18 protein-coding genes, 6 tRNA genes and 1 pseudogene are annotated in these 14,743 nt (G+C 70.4%); 14 read left to right on the top strand and 11 right to left on the bottom strand.

Features of this window, described 5'->3' with window-relative positions; all coding sequences use genetic code 11:
* Positions 1-24: 24 nt before the first annotated feature.
* Both cobA and ACI2LP_RS24435 read left to right on the top strand, forming a co-directional pair.
* Positions 25-1,278: a uroporphyrinogen-III C-methyltransferase gene (gene cobA, locus ACI2LP_RS24440; RefSeq protein ID WP_404726633.1), complete on the top strand. Its 1,254-nt coding sequence runs from the start codon at positions 25-27 to the stop codon at positions 1,276-1,278.
* Between the two features lie 94 nt (positions 1,279-1,372).
* Positions 1,373-2,248, top strand: coding sequence for a TrmH family RNA methyltransferase (locus tag ACI2LP_RS24435; RefSeq protein ID WP_404726632.1), 876 nt, complete (start codon positions 1,373-1,375; stop codon positions 2,246-2,248).
* 490 nt (positions 2,249-2,738) lie between these two features.
* On the opposite strand, the gene ACI2LP_RS24430 is transcribed toward ACI2LP_RS24435, so the two are convergent.
* On the bottom strand, positions 2,739-2,900 hold the full coding sequence (locus tag ACI2LP_RS24430) for a hypothetical protein (RefSeq protein WP_404726631.1): 162 nt from the start codon (positions 2,898-2,900) through the stop codon (positions 2,739-2,741).
* A 308-nt stretch (positions 2,901-3,208) separates the two neighbouring features.
* Entirely contained in the window at positions 3,209-3,853 is a 645-nt protein-coding gene (locus ACI2LP_RS24425; protein WP_404726630.1) for a recombinase family protein, read from the bottom strand.
* Positions 3,854-3,916: 63 nt separating this feature from the next.
* On the opposite strand from ACI2LP_RS24425, the pseudogene ACI2LP_RS24420 reads away from it, so the two are divergent.
* A pseudogene (locus ACI2LP_RS24420) lies at positions 3,917-4,183 on the top strand (TrmH family RNA methyltransferase); the annotation flags it as partial.
* Between the two features lie 50 nt (positions 4,184-4,233).
* On the opposite strand, the gene ACI2LP_RS24415 reads toward ACI2LP_RS24420, so the two are convergent.
* Complete coding sequence (locus ACI2LP_RS24415; RefSeq protein ID WP_404726629.1) at positions 4,234-5,415, bottom strand: serine/threonine-protein kinase; 1,182 nt, start codon at positions 5,413-5,415, stop codon at positions 4,234-4,236.
* Positions 5,416-5,645: 230 nt separating this feature from the next.
* Between ACI2LP_RS24415 and ACI2LP_RS24410 the strand changes: the two genes are divergently transcribed.
* The 4 genes from ACI2LP_RS24410 (at position 5,646) to ACI2LP_RS24395 (ending at position 7,901) form a co-directional block, all read left to right on the top strand.
* Positions 5,646-5,903: a hypothetical protein gene (locus ACI2LP_RS24410; RefSeq protein WP_404726628.1), complete on the top strand. Its 258-nt coding sequence runs from the start codon at positions 5,646-5,648 to the stop codon at positions 5,901-5,903.
* Positions 5,904-6,093: 190 nt separating this feature from the next.
* Positions 6,094-6,300: a hypothetical protein gene (locus ACI2LP_RS24405; protein WP_360876301.1), complete on the top strand. Its 207-nt coding sequence runs from the start codon at positions 6,094-6,096 to the stop codon at positions 6,298-6,300.
* Positions 6,301-6,585: 285 nt separating this feature from the next.
* Complete coding sequence (locus ACI2LP_RS24400; protein WP_404726627.1) at positions 6,586-7,551, top strand: phosphotransferase family protein; 966 nt, start codon at positions 6,586-6,588, stop codon at positions 7,549-7,551.
* Between the two features lie 68 nt (positions 7,552-7,619).
* Entirely contained in the window at positions 7,620-7,901 is a 282-nt protein-coding gene (locus ACI2LP_RS24395; RefSeq protein WP_404726626.1) for a zf-TFIIB domain-containing protein, read from the top strand.
* 54 nt (positions 7,902-7,955) lie between these two features.
* Here ACI2LP_RS24395 and ACI2LP_RS24390 read toward each other — a convergent pair.
* From ACI2LP_RS24390 to ACI2LP_RS24370, 5 genes are all read right to left on the bottom strand, one after another.
* Positions 7,956-8,030: transfer RNA gene (locus tag ACI2LP_RS24390), tRNA-Val, on the bottom strand.
* 24 nt (positions 8,031-8,054) lie between these two features.
* Positions 8,055-8,126: transfer RNA gene (locus ACI2LP_RS24385), tRNA-Val, on the bottom strand.
* A gap of 21 nt (positions 8,127-8,147) precedes the next feature.
* Positions 8,148-8,219: transfer RNA gene (locus ACI2LP_RS24380), tRNA-Val, on the bottom strand.
* Between the two features lies 1 nt (position 8,220).
* Positions 8,221-8,294 (bottom strand) — tRNA-Cys (locus ACI2LP_RS24375).
* Positions 8,295-8,329: 35 nt separating this feature from the next.
* Positions 8,330-8,402 (bottom strand) — tRNA-Gly (locus ACI2LP_RS24370).
* A gap of 156 nt (positions 8,403-8,558) precedes the next feature.
* Here ACI2LP_RS24370 and ACI2LP_RS24365 point away from each other — a divergent pair.
* From ACI2LP_RS24365 to ACI2LP_RS24355, 3 genes are all read left to right on the top strand, one after another.
* Positions 8,559-9,614, top strand: coding sequence for a chorismate-binding protein (locus ACI2LP_RS24365; protein WP_404726625.1), 1,056 nt, complete (start codon positions 8,559-8,561; stop codon positions 9,612-9,614).
* Complete coding sequence (locus ACI2LP_RS24360; RefSeq protein WP_404726624.1) at positions 9,615-10,445, top strand: aminotransferase class IV; 831 nt, start codon at positions 9,615-9,617, stop codon at positions 10,443-10,445.
* Positions 10,446-10,511: 66 nt separating this feature from the next.
* On the top strand, positions 10,512-11,351 hold the full coding sequence (locus ACI2LP_RS24355) for a GNAT family N-acetyltransferase (RefSeq protein WP_404726623.1): 840 nt from the start codon (positions 10,512-10,514) through the stop codon (positions 11,349-11,351).
* Between the two features lie 36 nt (positions 11,352-11,387).
* Here ACI2LP_RS24355 and ACI2LP_RS24350 read toward each other — a convergent pair whose 3' ends face one another.
* A complete protein-coding gene (locus ACI2LP_RS24350) occupies positions 11,388-11,900 on the bottom strand; it encodes a DsbA family protein (RefSeq protein WP_404726622.1) in 513 nt (170 codons plus the stop codon).
* 165 nt (positions 11,901-12,065) lie between these two features.
* On the opposite strand from ACI2LP_RS24350, the gene ACI2LP_RS24345 reads away from it, so the two are divergent.
* Both ACI2LP_RS24345 and ACI2LP_RS24340 read left to right on the top strand, forming a co-directional pair.
* The gene (locus ACI2LP_RS24345; protein ID WP_404726621.1) at positions 12,066-12,509 is read left to right on the top strand and encodes a hypothetical protein; all 444 of its coding nucleotides are present in this window, start codon (positions 12,066-12,068) and stop codon (positions 12,507-12,509) included.
* A 70-nt stretch (positions 12,510-12,579) separates the two neighbouring features.
* Positions 12,580-12,732 carry a hypothetical protein gene (locus ACI2LP_RS24340; RefSeq protein WP_186357054.1) on the top strand — a complete coding sequence of 51 codons (153 nt, stop codon included), beginning with the start codon at positions 12,580-12,582 and terminating at the stop codon, positions 12,730-12,732.
* A 3-nt stretch (positions 12,733-12,735) separates the two neighbouring features.
* Here ACI2LP_RS24340 and ACI2LP_RS24335 read toward each other — a convergent pair whose 3' ends face one another.
* Both ACI2LP_RS24335 and ACI2LP_RS24330 read right to left on the bottom strand, forming a co-directional pair.
* Entirely contained in the window at positions 12,736-13,293 is a 558-nt protein-coding gene (locus ACI2LP_RS24335) for a CGNR zinc finger domain-containing protein (protein ID WP_404726620.1), read from the bottom strand.
* A 225-nt stretch (positions 13,294-13,518) separates the two neighbouring features.
* A complete protein-coding gene (locus ACI2LP_RS24330; RefSeq protein WP_003959770.1) occupies positions 13,519-13,932 on the bottom strand; it encodes an SsgA family sporulation/cell division regulator in 414 nt (137 codons plus the stop codon).
* Between the two features lie 190 nt (positions 13,933-14,122).
* On the opposite strand from ACI2LP_RS24330, the gene ACI2LP_RS24325 reads away from it, so the two are divergent.
* Both ACI2LP_RS24325 and ACI2LP_RS24320 read left to right on the top strand, forming a co-directional pair.
* A complete protein-coding gene (locus ACI2LP_RS24325) occupies positions 14,123-14,581 on the top strand; it encodes a TIGR02611 family protein (protein ID WP_404726619.1) in 459 nt (152 codons plus the stop codon).
* A 54-nt stretch (positions 14,582-14,635) separates the two neighbouring features.
* Positions 14,636-14,707 (top strand) — tRNA-Val (locus tag ACI2LP_RS24320).
* Positions 14,708-14,743: the final 36 nt, after the last annotated feature.

Below are 14,743 nucleotides of genomic sequence, written 5' to 3'. Positions count from 1 at the left end.
CCCGCCCGAGGAGCCAGTACCACCATGGCCGAGCACGCTGACCCCGCTGCGCACGTCGACCACGACGAGCACCCCGCCTACCCCGTAGGACTGCGCCTCTCCGGGCGCCGCGTCGTCGTGCTCGGCGGTGGGCAGGTCGCCCAGCGCCGGCTCCCCGCGCTCATCGCCGCCGGGGCCGACATCGTCCTCGTGTCGCCGTCCGCGACGCCGTCCGTCGAGGCCATGGCCGCGGCCGGCGAGTTCCGCTGGGAGCAGCGCCCGTACGCCGAGGGCGACCTCACCGACGCCTGGTACGCCCTGATCGCCACCTCCGACGCCGAGGCCAACGCCCGTGCCTCCGCGGAGGCCGAGCGCACCCGCACCTGGTGCGTACGCTCCGACGACGCGAGCGCGGCAACCGCCTGGACCCCGGCCACCGGCCGCTCCGAGGGCGTGACCGTCGCGGTGCTCACCGGCCGCGACCCCCGCCGCTCCGCCGCCGTGCGCGACGCCATCGTCGAGGGCCTGCGGGACGGCTCCCTCGCCGCCCCCCACCACCGCACCAGGGCCCCCGGCGTCGCGCTCGTCGGCGGCGGACCCGGCGACCCGGACCTGATCACCGTCCGCGGCCGACGCCTCCTCGCCGAGGCGGACGTCGTCATCGCCGACCGCCTCGGCCCGCGCGACCTGCTCGACGAACTCCCGCCCCACGTCGAGGTGATCGACGCCGCGAAGATCCCGTACGGCCGCTTCATGGCCCAGGAGGCGATCAACAACGCCCTGATCGAGCACGCGAAGGCGGGCAAGGCGGTGGTGCGGCTCAAGGGCGGCGACCCCTTCGTCTTCGGCCGTGGCATGGAAGAGGCCGAGGCCCTCGCCGAGGCCGGCATCCCGTGCACCGTCGTCCCCGGCATCTCCAGCTCCATCAGCGTCCCCGGCGCGGTCGGCATCCCGGTCACCCACCGTGGCGTCGCCCATGAGTTCACGGTGGTCAGCGGCCATGTCGCCCCCGACGACGAGCGCTCGCTCGTCGACTGGGCGGCTCTTGCCAAGCTCCGGGGCACGCTCGTCGTCCTGATGGGGGTCGACAAGATCGGCGCGATCGCGCAGGCCCTGATCGCCCACGGAAAGCGACCCGACACCCCCGTGGCCCTGGTCCAGGAGGGCACCACCGCGTCCCAGCGTCGCGTCGACGCGACGCTCGCGACGGTCGCCGAGCGGGTGCGGACCGAGGACGTGCGCCCGCCTGCGGTCATCGTCATCGGTGAGGTCGTCACCGTCGGACCGCGCAAGGCATAAGCCGCACCCGCATCGCAGCGGGCCCGCGTAACCACCGGTAACCAACCCGGGCGCAGCCGTTGGCACCACACCCAGGAGAAGGCAGTATCACCCTGTGGCTGATCTCATCACTGTCGAGGACCCCGACGACCCGCGCCTGCGCGACTACACCGGCCTGACCGACGTGGAGCTCCGGCGCAGACGTGAGCCCGCCGAAGGCCTGTTCATCGCCGAGGGCGAGAAGGTCATCCGGCGCGCCAAGGACGCCGGTTACGAGATGCGGTCGATGCTGCTCTCCGCCAAGTGGGTCGACGTCATGCGGGACGTCATCGACGAGCTCCCGGCCCCCGTGTACGCGGTGAGCCCCGAGCTCGCCGAACGCGTCACCGGCTACCACGTGCACCGCGGCGCGCTCGCTTCCATGCAGCGCAAGCCCCTGCCGACGGCCGACGAACTGCTGCTGAGCGCCCGCCGCGTGGTCGTCATGGAGGCGGTCAACGACCACACCATGGGTCTACAAGATTCCGCAGGTCAGCGGATTGCAATCTTCGAGGGATTCGTCGATCACGCCAATCTCGGGGCTGCCTTCCGTAGTGCCGCCGCCCTCGGGATCAAGGCCATCCTGTTGTCCCCGGACTGCGCAGACCCCCTCTATCGGCGAGCGATCAAGGTCTCCATGGGTGCCACCTTCACGCTCCCGTACGCCCGACTCGAAGACTGGCCGGGCGGGCTCGATACCGTCCGCGAAGCCGGGTACAACATCCTCGCCATGACCCCGGACGAGAAGGCGACGCCGCTCGACGAGCTGGACCCTGGCCGCTTCGAGAAGTGCGCCATCATGCTCGGGTCCGAGGGGCACGGGCTCTCCACGTACGCCCTTCGAGCGGCGGATGAGTGGGCACGCATCCCCATGGCCGCCGGAATCGACTCGCTCAACGTGGCGGCAGCCTCAGCCGTCGCGTTCTACGCGACCCGACCGCGGCCCGCCTGAGCGTCAGTCGGGCCAGGGAAGGATCGGCGCTCCAGGTGATCGCGCCACACCGTGACGATGTGGGTCGCTACCGGCTCCCCGCACGGGAACCCCCAGATCCACTGGAAGCCGACGCTCCTGTACTCCGACGTCGAGCCTGTTCGCCACCGAGGCTCCCGAGCCGGTCCACATCGGCGATGGGGACGGCCCGAAGCTCTCCGAGCTCCGCCGAGCCCTCATGCCGCCGGTCGGGCTCCGGGAAGTGATCTTCGAAGCCAAGCAGGCGCTCACTCTGGCCGCCATTCAGCGCGTCATCGACGACAGGTACTCCCTGTACCACGCCGACCGCTGCGACAGCGTGGCTAAGCGCCTCCCTGGCATCCTCGACGCCGAGGCCGCCGTCACCCTCGAAGCGAGGACAGGGCCGTCAGAAGGCCGTCGTGGTGCGTACGAGCGCCTTCCTACTCGCCGGCAAGTACCTGACGCAGGTTCGGCGTTACGACATGGCCTATCACGCAGGCGTCGTCGGGATGGGATGACGGCCGAACGCCTTCGCCTTCATGTGCGTGGTGTGCGGCGGGAACTCCGGCGCCAGCGAGGAATGGGAGGAGCCGCAGAAGTGGGTCCTCGGCCACTCCGGGCGCAACCCCAGCCACCACACGGAGATCTTCACTCGCCCCTTGCGCAGGTGGAAGGACAACTGATGCGGCGCTTAGTCGGCCGGTTCGCCGGCCCGCAGCTCGCCTTCCTGATCGCTGGCTCCGTGGGTCTGATCCTGACTTTCGCCGCCACCGGTCTGCTCTCATGCTGGCTCCCCCGTCCCGCACAGGCGGGGCCTTCAACTCCCGTCCCGGTCGGTGGGACCCTGGAGAGGTCGAGTCGACCGGACGGGAACGACGAAAGCGCCCCCCAGCCATCAGGCCGGGAGGCTTCGTCGTTGATCGGTTTGTAAACGGACCGTTCCTCTGTGCTACTTTCAAGTCATGCGAACCCCCGCACAGTTGGCGGGGGCTTGCTGACGCACTTGGTAACGCATCCGCCAACTGTGTCAGGAAGATAGGAACAGCCCTCCTCTGTGTGGGGGCCAAAGAATCCGCCAGTACGAGTTCTTGTTGCAGGATGCGACCCGAAGGGCCGGACGCCACCGAAGTGCACGTCTCCCTCGGCGGCACGAGCAGCGTTCGCCAGCTTCTGACGAGCACCCTTCCGTTCCACCTCGGCGCGAGCGACGGCCGCCAGGATGCGAGCCACCATCCGACCGACGTCGGTTGTCAGGTCAAGGTCACCCGAGGCTGTCGCGACACCGACGCCAGCGTTCTCGGCAAGGAGGATCAGCTCCTCCAGGTCGAGCATCGAGCGCGTCATGCGGTCGATGTGCCACGCCACGATCAGGTCCACTTCGCGGGCCTCAACCATCGCCAGCACGGACTTCCACGCCAGTCGCTCCTTGCCGGTCGAGGCGGAGATCGAGTTGTCGACCCGCTCGTCTACGACCGCCCAGCCACGCAGCTCACAGAGCTGTCGGCAGGCTTCGAGCTGGCGCTCGACCGACGGTCCTTCGCCGGGAGCATCAAGAGACGCTCGTGCGTAGATGACGGCACGCTTCGCCCGGAAGGTTTCTGGCACCCCCGCGTGATGCCCCCTCTCATCTCGTCCTTTCGATTGTAGATCTAAAGCGAAGATGACAGTGCGATCTTCCGCAGCGCCGCCGCCCTCGGCATGGACGCGGTGCTGCTCTCGCCGGACTGCGCGGACCCGCTCTACCGCCGCTCGGTGAAGGTCTCCATGGGCGCGGTCTTCTCCGGCGCGGAGGGCGACGGACTCTCCACGCAGGCGCTGGTCGCCGCCGACGAGTGGGTGCGCATCCCTATGGCGCACGGAGTCGACTCGCTCAATGTGGGCGCTGCCGCCGCGGTCGCGTTCTACGCGGTGGCGACGGGCCGCCCCGAGGCCTGAGCCACCCAGGACCTGAGCGGCCGCGGCCGCACTGATCGCGCCGTCCGCCGCTACAACTGCTGGGCCGCGGCGATGCCGAGCGCCACGATCAGCGTCACCACGACGAAGACGACGATGCGCTGGCGCAGCAACCGCGGGTTGGCGGGCCGCCGCCCGGCCGATGTGGTGCGTACGCCGGGCCTGGTGCCCTGACGGCCGTTCGTACGGGCCGTATTGCGGGGCGCCTGGGGCCGGGATCCGCCGGTGCGCGGCGGCTGCGTGCGCGGCGCCGGGGTGCCCCCCGTACGCCGCTCCAGGCGCTCTGTCCGGTCGAGCCGCTCGGAGCGTTGCGTCCGCTCCGGATAGCGCGAGGTCGGCCGGTCCTGCTCGATCCGCTCGCGCTGGGCCGGCGGGCGTCCCTCCGACAGCCCCTGGGCCTCCCTGGCCGCGATCTCCTTCAGCCGCATCGACAGCTGCAGTGTGCTGGGGCGCTCCTCGGGATCCTTCGCCAGACAGGCACGTACGAGTGGAGCGAGCGCGTCCGGAACCCCGTGCAGCTGCGGTTCCTCGTGCACCACCCGGTACAGCATGACCTCCGAACTACCGTGTCCGAAGGGCGAGTCGGCGGTCGCGGCGTACGCGAGCGTGGCACCCAGCGCAAAGACGTCCGTGGCGGGCGTGACCGCAGCGCCGCGCACCTGCTCCGGCGCGAGGAAACCGGGGGAGCCCACCGCCGTGCCGACATGCGTGAGCGTGCTCGCGCCGGTCGCCCAGGCGATGCCGAAGTCGATGATCCGCGGGCCCTTCGGCGACAGCAGGATGTTCGACGGCTTGAGGTCCCGGTGCACGACACCGGCCTCGTGCACCGCCACCAGGCCCTCGGACAGCGCCGCGCCGATCGCGGCCACCTCGGCGGCCCGGAGCGTGCCGTCCTCGGCCACCTTGTCGTGCAGGGATGGCCCGGGAACGTACTGAGTGGCGAACCACGGGCGGTCCGCCTCCAGATCGGCGGCCACGAGGCGCGCCGTACAGCCGCCCCGGATCCGCCGTGCCGCCGAGACCTCACGTGCGAACCGCGACCTGAACTCCTGGTCCTCCGCCAGATCCGGCCGGATCACCTTCAGGGCGACACGCTGGCCGCGACGGTCGGAGCCCAGATAGACGACGCCCATGCCACCCGCGCCGAGCCGTCGGTGCAGTCTGAACGAGCCGACGACACGCGGGTCCTCGCGCCGGAGCCGCATCATCGCCATGTCCGTCCCCTACTTACGGTGGGTGGCCCCACCCCGCTGCCGCGGTCGCCCGTTTGACGTGGCACAGCTTACGTACCCCCGACCCGGTGTGCTCATAGGCCGCGCCCTCTCGGCCCGGTCGATTGTCAGTGCCGGGTGGGAAACTTGAAGAGTGGTCAGGGGGCAACGGATCCAGGCGTCCTGGCCGGTGCGAGATCTCAACGGACCGTTGCAGAAGGGGGATTGGATCGGTGAAGGGTGACCGCGTGGAGATAGTCGTGGACGCGGGAGACACGACTCGTACGTACGAAGTGGTGGCCAGCAGGGTGGGCCGCAGGGTCGAGACGGCCGTGCGCAGAGGGGTGGTGGAAGTGAGCGAAGTCACTCGCAGGGGCTCGGTGGTGCGGACGGCCCGTTTCATGGCCACCCGGGTGCTGGCTCTGGTCGAGCAGCCGGTGCCCAGGGAGGACTCCTCGGAGCGTCCCCTCCGGGAAGACCCCAAGGCCTAGGACCCCGTCTCCACCCAGGGGAGTACGCCGCGGGGCCGCGGCTCATCCTCCGGGAGGCCCGGCAATCGGTACGCGGGCATGACGCCCGGGCCCTGCCGAATCCCTAGTGTTGAAGTCAAGCGGCGGGTGCAGCACTCGTCCCCCGAGGTCAGACACCCGCCGCTGCCACATACGAGTCAGGAGAGGGACCATGGCGGACACGGCATCGCGGACGATCATCCGCACGCAGGGACGCAAGGCTTTCGCCGCGTTCGGCGGCCGCCCGTCCGGCACGCGTCACCCGTTGGTGGCGACAGTCATGGTGCTTCCTCTCGCGGCACTGCTCGTGGTCGCCTTCGGCGGCTGGGAGGCAGTTGTCACACAAGCGTCGTCCGTGGGCGTGATGCTGGGGCGCTGAGCGGCGCCCCGGACCCGGAAGAGCGGTCCGGGTCGGGGACATCGGGCCAACAACCCCGTGGGGACGGGGGTGCGGCGGACGGCAGCGTTTGGCCGGTCAGCTGGGGAGCTGACCGGCCATCGCGCTGTCTGCCCTTCTGCGTGCGCCCCTCGCACCGCGCGCCCTGGCGGGTCTCACGGGCCGGCAGTGCTTCGCGGCGCGACGGTGGCACACCCGAGGGCGACCAGACGCGCGGCTCACGCCGCTAGGCTCCCGCCAGGGAAACACCGCAGCTCGGGGGAGACCGTGACCGCAGACGTCGTCCGCACGCTCGCCGGCGTCGCACGCGACGCCGCGCATCTCGTTGCGCCCAGGCATGCCTGCCGCGCCTGTGGTCGGGACGAAGCCGTGCTCGCCGAGCGGCACGACGGCGCCGTCGTACGGCACGGCGAAGCCGTCGCCAAGGCGCACGCCGCAGACACCGACACCGCGGCCCTGGCCACCCGCCTCGCCGTCGCGGCCCACCCGAGCCTCACCGGCATTCTGCTCGCGCCCGTCCCGCTCCCCGCCGGGGACCTGCGCGGCCGACCCGTCACGGCCTGGCCGTACGGCGTCCCCGTGGACCCTGCCAACCCCGACGTCGCCCCCTGGGAGGACGCCGCGGTCCTGCTGGCCCGGCTCCACCGGGTCGACACCGAACGACTCTCCGGCCCCCTCCCGGCCATGCGCGGCCCCGCCAAGGCGGCCGGGGCCCGAGCGCGGATGCACGCGGCGGCCGGGGACCACCCCGCGGCCGCGACCGTCGAACGGGCCTGGGAGCGGCTCCCCGCCTGGGCCCGCGGCGAGGCGCCGTCGCCCCGCAGAACCAGCCTCTGCCACGGCGACCTCCATCTCGGCCAGCTCGTCCGCCACCCCGCCCCCGGCGGCCCCTGGCTGCTGATCGACGTCGACGACCTCGGCCTCGGCGACCCCGCCTGGGACCTGGCTCGCCCCGCCGCCTGGTACGCCGCGGGCCTGCTGCCCGCGGAGATCTGGCAGCGGTTCCTGGGGGCGTACACCGCCGCACAGGGCCCGGCGGTCCCCGCCGACGGCGACCCCTGGCCCCAACTTGACGTCCCCGCCCGTGCCCTGACCGTCCAGACCGCCGCCCTCGCCCTGGCCAAGGCGGCCGCGGAGCAACGCGATCCGGACGAGGTCGATCAGGCGATGATCGAATCCTGTGCCCGAATTGCCACACTCCCTGCTGAGTTGGACTGCGAGAGCTCGTCGTAGTCTGAACTCCTCGTCACCGGGCATGCATCCCGGCGACGTCGACCGAACGGCGAGGAGCTGAGCAGACCATGCAGTGTCCCAAGTGTCACGCAGCGATGCACACGTACAACCGCAACGGCGTCCAGATCGAGCAGTGCAGCGGCTGCCGGGGGATATTCCTCGACTACGGCGAGCTCGAGGCCCTCACCCGCCTCGAGTCGCAGTGGACCCAGCAGGCCCCGCCCGCGCCGCCCACCCCGCAGGCCTACCCTGCCGCCCCCGCCCCCGCTTGGGGCGCGCCGCACCACGGCGGACATCACGGCGGGCACTACCGCCACAAGAGCTTCGGCCGGATGCTCTTCTCCTCCTGAGCCGCCCCCGCAACGACAGAACCCCCGGCCGCAGCGGCGGCCGGGGGTTCTGGCTGGTGCGCGATACTGGGATTGAACCAGTGACCTCTTCCGTGTCAGGGAAGCGCTCTCCCGCTGAGCTAATCGCGCGGGACGATCTTGCGTGGTACTGCGTGCGCGATACTGGGATTGAACCAGTGACCTCTTCCGTGTCAGGGAAGCGCTCTCCCGCTGAGCTAATCGCGCGTGAATCCAATGCGGATCCAGTGGACGATACTGGGATTGAACCAGTGACCTCTTCCGTGTCAGGGAAGCGCTCTCCCGCTGAGCTAATCGTCCTTGGAGGTGGAGACGGGATTTGAACCCGTGTAGACGGCTTTGCAGGCCGTTGCCTCGCCTCTCGGCCACTCCACCCTGAGTGCAGGGGGTCGGGAAGATCCCCCACGTCGAGCGGACGACGAGATTCGAACTCGCGACCCTCACCTTGGCAAGGTGATGCTCTACCAACTGAGCCACGTCCGCTTGTCGGTTCCGGCCCGCTTGCGCGTCCCGGCGACGTGTTGAACTCTAGCGGATTCCCGGGCCAGCACAAAAACGCGTTTCCGCAGCGTGCTGAGGTGTGTTCACACCGCAGCAGCTCATCGGCAGCTCATCGGCACCGGCCATAGACTCGCAGACGTGCACGACACTGCTCCTTTGGCCCGCTTCGGCCACCTTCTCGCCACGGGCCTCCTTGATGTGACCAGCGACCCGGAAGCACTCGATTCCGAGGGCTTCTGGGCCGTTGCCGCGGACTTCGAAGGCCGTCTGACCTGCGCCCGCTTCCGCGATGTACGTACGGAGCCGGTGCCCGAGCCCGTGCCGGGGCGCTGGCGGGGCCCCGCGGCGGAGGACTGGAACTCCTCCCTGGACCGGGACGCGTACATCGCCGGCGTACGGCGCATCCGCGAGCACATAGCGGCCGGCGAGGTCTATCAGGCGAACCTCTGCCGAATTCTCTCGGCGCCGCTGCCCGACCCGGACGCCGCCGACGTCGATGCGCTGACCGCACTCCTGGCGCGCGGTAACCCCGCTCCGTACGCCGGAACGATCAGGCTGCCCGCCCACGGCGTGGAGATAGCCACCGCGTCGCCCGAGCTGTATCTGCGGCGCAGTGGGACCACGGTCGAGTCCGGGCCGATCAAGGGCACCGGCCGCACCGCCGCGGACCTGCTGGAGAAGGACCACGCGGAGAACGTGATGATCGTGGACCTGGTCCGCAACGACCTGGGGCGGGTCTGCGCCACCGGCACCGTCTCCGTCCCCGCGCTGTGCGCGGTCGAGGCCCATCCCGGTCTGGTGCACCTCGTCTCGACGGTCCGCGGCGAGCTGGGACCCAAGGCCGGCTGGCCGGAGCTGCTCGCGGCCACCTTCCCGCCCGGCTCGGTGACCGGAGCGCCCAAGTCCAGTGCGCTGAAGATTATCGACGCGCTGGAGACGGCACCCCGCGGGCCGTACTGCGGAGGGATCGGCTGGGTGGATGCCGACCGCGGCACCGGCGAGCTCGCCGTCGGCATACGTACGTTCTGGATCGACCGCCCCCGCCCCGCGCAGCCGGTGCTCCGCTTCGGCACCGGCGCCGGGATCACCTGGGGCTCCGACCCCCAACGCGAGTGGGAGGAGACCGAGCTGAAGGCCTCCCGACTGCTCGCGGTAGCGTCGGGGGCGTACGCGGCAAGCGGAAGGACCGGCTAGATGAAGCTTTGGGTCAACGGTGCACTCACGGACGCCGAGGACGCCCGGGTGTCCGTGTTCGATCACGGTCTGACGGTGGGCGACGGCGTCTTCGAGACGATCAAGGCGGTGCACGGGCAGCCCTTCGCCCTCACCCAGCACCTCGACCGGCTGACCCGCTCCGCCCTCGGCCTCGGTCTGCCGGCGCCTGACCTGGACGAGGTCGGGCGCGCCTGCGCCGCCGTGCTGGAAGCCAACCCCACGGAGCTCGGCCGACTGCGCATCACCTACACCGGCGGCCCCTCGCCGCTCGGCTCCGACCGCGGCGACGAAGGGCCGACCCTGGTTGTGGCGCTCGGTGCGAGCAAGCGCCGCCCCGACACCACCGCCGTCGTCACCGTTCCCTGGACCCGCAACGAGCGCGGAGCGCTGGCCGGGCTGAAGACGACGTCGTACGGGGAGAATGTCGTCGCACTCGCCAGGGCGAGCGCGCAGGGTGCGTCCGAGGCGCTCTTCGCCAACACCGTCGGACAGCTCTGCGAGGGCACCGGCTCCAACGTCTTCGTCGTGCTCGACGGCGAACTGCACACGCCGCCCGTCTCCTCCGGCTGCCTCGCGGGCATCACCCGCGCCCTCACCGTCGAGTGGACGGGTGCCAAGGAGACCGATCTGCCCTTCGACGTGCTGGACCGGGCCGAGGAGGTCTTCCTGACGTCCACCCTCCGCGACGTACAGGCGGTCGGGCGGATCGACGGGCGAGAGCTCTCCGGCGCGCCGGGGCCGGTGACCGCCGAGGCCATGCGGATCTTCGAGGAGCGCGCGGCCGCGGACCAGGACCCGAAGGCTTCGTAGTGAATCCCGTGCCGGACAGGCAAAACCGCGTGACGGGCGGCTGTGTGGGCGGGTAGAACACCCGTGATGACCACGACCCTGCGGCCGACCGGGCCGCTTCAGCACGAGGCGGACGGCGCGCAGTCACGCACCTACGAGGTCTGCGTGAACAGCCGTCCCGTCGGCACGATAGAGATCGCCACCCACCCCGCCCTCGGCACCGGGGCCGGCACGATCCGGTCGCTGAGCATCGACGAGCGGGACCGGCGGCGCGGGCGGGGGACCGTCGCCGCGCTCGCCGCCGAGGAGGTGCTGCGCGGCTGGGGCTGCACACAGGTGCAGGTGTCCGTGCCGCCGGATGCCACCGCCGCCACGCGTCTTGTGACCGTCCTCGGCTACACCGAGCGCAGCCGCAACATGTTCAAGGAGCTGGCCGGTCTGCCGCCCGCCCTGCCGCCCAACGTCGAGGGCCGGCCCATGAGCGAGGCAGAGTTCCAGCGGTGGCTCGCCGCGGGAATCGAGACCTATGCGCAGAGCTGGGCCGATCGCGGGCTGCCGCCCGGGCAGGCGCGCGCCAAGTCGGAGGCCGACCACCGCGAGAAGCTGCCCGACGGCCTTGCCACGCAAGGGACCTGGCTCAGCGTCCTGGTCCACGAGGGCGTGGCCGTAGGACATCTCTTCGTCGGACAACGTGAGGTGCGGCCCGGCGAACAGGGGGCGTATGTGTACGACGTCGAGGTCCTCGAGAGCCGGCGCGGGCAGGGCGACGGGCGCTCGCTGATGCTGCTTGCCGAGCGCGTCGCGCTGGACGCCGGACTGCCGCTGCTGGGACTGCATGTCTTCGCGGGCAACGCCCCGGCGATCGGACTCTACGAGTCGCTCGGCTATCGGACGACGACCGTCAACTCCTTCAAGCAACTGCTCTAGGCCCTGTCCGGGGAGTGTCCTTTGGATCGGGGCGGATCAGGCGTCGGCGAGCAGCCGGTCCGCGATCTCCTCGATGCGCGCCCGCAGCCCCTCCTGCCTCTTGCTGCCGTCCAGCAGTTCGCCGTCGATGACATACGTCGGAGTGCCCGTGACACCGATCGCCTTGCCCTCGGCCTGGTCGGCGTCGACGATCAGGATGTGCCGCCCGTCGATCAGGGCGGTGTCGAACTCCTCCGCGTCCAGGCCCAGTTCACGCGCGACATCGAGCAGCAGCGGCACGCCCTGGCGGTCCAGCTCTTCGACACGTGTGAGCACCGCTTCGACGTACGGCCAGCCCTTGCCCTGTTCGGCCGCCTCCTCCGCGGCCTGCGCGGCAGCGAAGGCGTGTTTGTGCTTGTCGAGGGGGAAGTGGCGCAGCCGCAGTTCCAGCCGGTCGCCGTAGCGCTCACGCAGGGCCCGCAGGTCCTCCAGAGCCTTGCGGCAGTCGGTGCACTGGAGCTCGCACCAGACGTCGAGTACGACGGGGCCGACGGTGGTTGACTCGCTCATGGGGCCAGTCTTCCAGCCCGCTCCGGCGGGGCCCAACCGGGACCTGGGGAGGAGGCCGTCCCGGAGATCTCCCTGAGGTCGCACGAGACCGTGGCCCGGACCGGGCCGCAGGTGCAGGATGGAAGGGACGCACCCGCCCGTGCCCGAGCCAGCCTGGAGGACCGGATGCTTGCCGAGACCGTATGTTCCGCAGTGTCCGCGGCGGGCCTGGGCATCGCCGCCGTCACGGCCTACCGCAGGCGTTTCCTCACCGCTGCCCGGATACTCGCCTACTCCCTCGTCCCCATCGGCCTGGTGCTGACCGGCGCGGTCGAATGGGCCGTCGACACGGCCTTCAGCCCGTCCGCATGGCTCGGCTTCGGCCTGCTGGGCGGCGCGTGGCTGCTCTTCATGACGACCCGTGTCGTGGAGCGACGACGCGGCGGGACCCGCAAGGAGCGCAAGGCCGCGCAGGCGGCACAGCGCGAGGCGGTCGCCCCCGCGGCGTCCGCGCCCTCCCTCGGGCCGGGCAGCCGGCCGGCCGCGCAGCCGGCGACGAAGCCGAAGGCGGCCGGCTCCGGCGATGACTTCAGCGACATCGAGGCGATCCTCAAGAAGCACGGAATTTGAATGAACTCCCGCACTCGCGGGGCGTGTTGTTCGATCACGACGGGCCGGGCTGCGTCATCATCACCCCGAGATGCTCGATACCTCCCGGGGCGAGGCCCCCGCACCGACCGAAGAGCCCCGTGGCTGCCTCTTCGCACTCTCCCAGCCACCCCTGATGATCTTCCTCGCGGTGATCGGCTTCCTGCTGCTGATGGCAGCGGTGCACGATCTCTTCCTGCTGTGAAGGTCAGCCGGCCGCTTCCTTGCGGCGCGCGCGGTACGCGGCGACATGCAGGCGGTTGCCGCAGGTGCGGCTGTCGCAGTAGCGGCGCGACCGATTGCGGGAAAGATCGACGAACGCGCGCCCGCAGTCCGGCGCCTCGCAGCGCCGCAGCCGCTCCTGCTCGCCCGTGACGACGATGAAGGCCAGCGCCATCCCGCAGTCCGCGGCGAGATGGTCGGCAATGGAGGCGCCCGGCGCGAAATAGTGCACATGCCAGTCGTAGCCGTCGTGGTCGGTGAGCTGGGGCGTGGTCCCCGCGGCCGCCACCAGCTCATTGACCAGCTCGGCCGCGGTACGGCTGTCGGGCGCCGCGAAGATCTCCGCGAACTGCGTCCGTACGCCCTGCACGGCCTTCAGGTCCCGCTGGGTCAGCTCGTCCACACCACTGATGAGGTGGCTGCGTGCGAAGTCGTACAGCGCGGCGACGTCTGCGAGCCCCTCGACCTGCTCGCTCTCCGGTGCGGTGTTCACCAGATCGACGACGGTGTCGAGGGCGATCCTGGTGTCGTGGGGAATCAGCACGATTCGCTCCCTGGCCTGCTGCGGGCCGGTGCCCGCCGAATTGCGCAGACTCTACTCAGATTTTGCCTCGTGGTGTCCCTTGCCCCTCACCGCGGCCGCCCACAGCGCACCGGCGCCGTCACCGCGGTGGATTCCGCGGTGACGGCGCCGGTGTTCGCCGTTGGTGGTTGTCCGCGCGGCGCCGTCTCCCCGAGTCGGACGGCGCCGTGCAGCTCTCTGCCTGGCTCAGCTCTCGGCCAGGATGTGCGAGAGCTCTGTGTCGAGATCGAAGTGACGATGCTCGGTGCCGGGTGGCACCGCGGCGTCGGTCCGCTTCAGGAACGACTCCAGGGCCCGCGCCGGGGCCTCGAGCAGGGCTTCGCCCTCCGGGGAGCTCAGCGCGATGCAGACGACGCCTTGGCCGTGACTGCGGGAGGGCCAGACTCTGACGTCGCCCGTGCCGGTGGGCCGGTGCAGACCCTCGGCGAGAAGGTCGCGGGCGAAGACCCACTCGACCGTCTCTTCGGCTCCGGTGTGGAAGGTGGCGTGCACGGCATAGGGATCGGCCGTGTCATACCGCAGGCCCGCGGGTACAGGCAGTGAAGACTCGCTCGATACAACGAGGCGCAGGTGCAGCTCGCAGCTGACCGTGGTGTTCATAAGCGCCAGGGCCTTTCGCTCAGTGTGCGCTCGGGGATTCGCACGTCGGCGAAATCGACATGCCACCTACGGTGCCGTTGTAAACCCCTCTGACCGTTTTGTGATCCTTCATGTCGCTCGTACGGCGGTGCATCACTTTGTGTTATAGGGCCATTCCGGTGACCGGCCGGAATCCGGTAGGTTTGGCTTCATGAACGCGGAGAGTGACGAGCGGGGGGAGTCCGTCGCAGCGACGGCCCAGGACCCCGCGACGGGGGACGTGACGGTGGCGAAGGAGCCGGCGCTCGGCTCACGGGCGCCCCACTTCATCCAGAGGTCCCGGCCACTGCATCTGAGCTGGCAGGTCGGGGTGTTCGTGATCGGGCTCGCGGTTGTCGGCGCCGGCATCGTGATGCTGCCGCTGCCGGGTCCCGGCTGGCTGGTGATTTTCGGCGGCATGGCGATCTGGGCGACCGAGTTCGTCTGGGCGCAGCTCGTGCTCCGCTGGACCAAGCGCAAAGTGACCGAGGCGGCGCAGCGGGCACTCGATCCCAGGGTGCGCCGGAGGAACATCATCCTCACCACGATCGGTCTGGTGATCATCGCGGTGCTGGTCGGAATCTACGTCTGGAAGTTCGGCATCGTGATGCCGTGGAAGATCAAGGAGTGACCCGAAAACGGTCAGGGGTACCCGCTGACATGCGGTAACCTTTGCGGTGCGCCCGGGCGATTAGCTCAGTGGGAGAGCGCTTCGTTCACACCGAAGAGGTCACTGGTTCGAACCCAGTATCGCCCACCCGGACCGAAGGCCCCGGAGACTTCCCAGTCTCCG

The organism is Streptomyces sp. NPDC019890 (assembly GCF_044903445.1).
Lineage (GTDB): Bacteria > Actinomycetota > Actinomycetes > Streptomycetales > Streptomycetaceae > Streptomyces.
This window is presented reverse-complemented; position numbering and strand designations above follow the sequence as displayed.